Consider the following 1,998-nt stretch of genomic DNA (forward strand, 5'->3'; position numbering starts at 1 on the left):
CCAGCAGGTAGCACGCGATGAACCCCACCAACTGCTCCATCTGGAAGCGGACGTAGTTGAACAGGTTGACATAGATGCCGCGCCCGAACTCGATCGCCTTGATGATGGTGGCGAAGTTGTCGTCGGTCAGGATCATCACGGCCGCACCCTTGGAAACCTCGGTGCCGGTGATGCCCATGGCCACGCCAATGTCAGCCTTCTTGAGCGCCGGCGCATCGTTGACGCCGTCGCCCGTCATCGAGACGATGTTCCCCTTACGCTGCAGGAGTTCCACCATGCGGATCTTGTCCTCCGGCGTCACGCGTGCCACGATGGCGATGTTGTCCAGATCATTCATCGCATCCTCGTCGCTCATGGCCGCGAACTGGGCGCCGGTGAGGGCCTTGCCCTCGATACCCAGTTGCTTGCCGATGGCCGCGGCGGTCACGGCATGGTCGCCCGTGATCATGCGCACCTGGATGCCGGCGCTGTGACACTTGGCAATCGCGGCCTTGGCCTCGGCCCGTGGGGGATCGACAATGCCGACCATGGCCAGGAGGGTCAGGTCCTTCACGATCTTCAACAGATCGGCCTTGGGATCGAAGGTTGCGGGATCGAAGTCGCGCCGTGCAACCACCATCACCCGCTCGCCTTCCGCCCCGATCCGCTCATTTTCAGCCAGCGCCAGTTGGCGGTTCTCATCGGTGATGGGCACAGCCTCGCCGCCCGGCAGCCAGTAGAAACTACTGAGACCGATGACCACGTCGGGCGCGCCCTTGACACAACAGCGCACCACCGGTTTGCCCTGCTCGTCGTTCATGTTGTGGAAGGTGGCCATAAATTTGTAGGCCGCATCAAAGGGCAGCACGGCCAAACGCGGGTACTTCTTGCGGGCGCCATCCAGGTCGATACCACCTTTGGCCGCCAGCACGATCAGCGCGCCCTCGGTCGGGTCACCGACGAGTTCATCGCCGCTCAGGGTGGCGTCTGCGCACAGCGCCATGGGCATCAGTACCGGCGTCAGATCGATCTGGGCGCCGCTATCATTCAGCAGTTTGCCCTCAGTGCTGTACCCCTCGCCCGTCACCGCATAATGGTTGTGGCCGGGGATGGTAAGCTCCACGGACGTCATCTTGTTGAGCGTCAGCGTGCCGGTCTTGTCGGTGCAGACGGCCGAGACCGAGCCCAGCGTCTCCACCGATGGCAGCCGCTTGACGATGGCGCCCTGGGCTGCCAGCGCGCGCACGCCCATGGAATACATGGTGGTGACGACGGCCGGGAGGCCGGTCGGGATGGCCGAGACCGCCAGCGCCACACCGGCGATGAAGATGGCGTCCAGCGCCTGCCCGTTGCGCAGCCCCATGATCACCATCAGGATGAAGGCAACGCCCGCCAGCGCCGCAATGATGATCGTCAGCCTGTCGAGCTGCTTCTGCAGCGGGGTCTTGTCCGACTCGGTCTGGTTGAGCAGCGTGGCGATGTTGCCCATCTCGGTGCCCATACCGGTGGTGGTGATGATCATTTCGCCGCTGCCGCGCGTTACGCCGGTGTTCATATAGGCCATGTCATGGCGGTCGCCCAGGGGCGCGTCAGGTTTGGCAACGACATCCGTGTCCTTGGACGAAGCGACGCTCTCGCCGGTCAGGGCGGACTCTTCGATCTCGAGGGTTGCGGCCACGGACAAACGCCCATCGGCCGGCACGGCGTCGCCCGCCTGCAGCAGCACGATGTCGCCCGGCACCACCTGCCCGGCATCGATCTCGACGGCTACGCCATCGCGGCGCACACGGGTGGTATTCTTCATCGTCCCGGCCAGCGCCGCCAGGCTGGCCGCGGCTTTGGATTCACCGCGCAAGCCCAATAACGCGTTGAAGATCGTCAGGACGACCAACACGATCGTCGTGCCCCATTCACCGGTGAAAATCTGGTTGATGAGCGCCGCCGCCAGCAGGAGGATCTGCATGAAGTCCTGGTACTGGCGCAGGAAGGCATGCAAACCCGATTCCTTCTTCTTATCCA

Annotated in this window: 1 protein-coding gene; it reads right to left on the bottom strand. The window is 63.7% G+C overall.

What is annotated here, in order from left to right; all coding sequences use genetic code 11:
• On the bottom strand, positions 1–1,998 hold a 1,998-nt coding region (locus RT662_RS15145; protein WP_313671522.1), incomplete at both ends, for an HAD-IC family P-type ATPase.

Source organism: Sandarakinorhabdus sp. (assembly GCF_032115815.1).
GTDB lineage: Bacteria > Pseudomonadota > Alphaproteobacteria > Sphingomonadales > Sphingomonadaceae > Sandarakinorhabdus.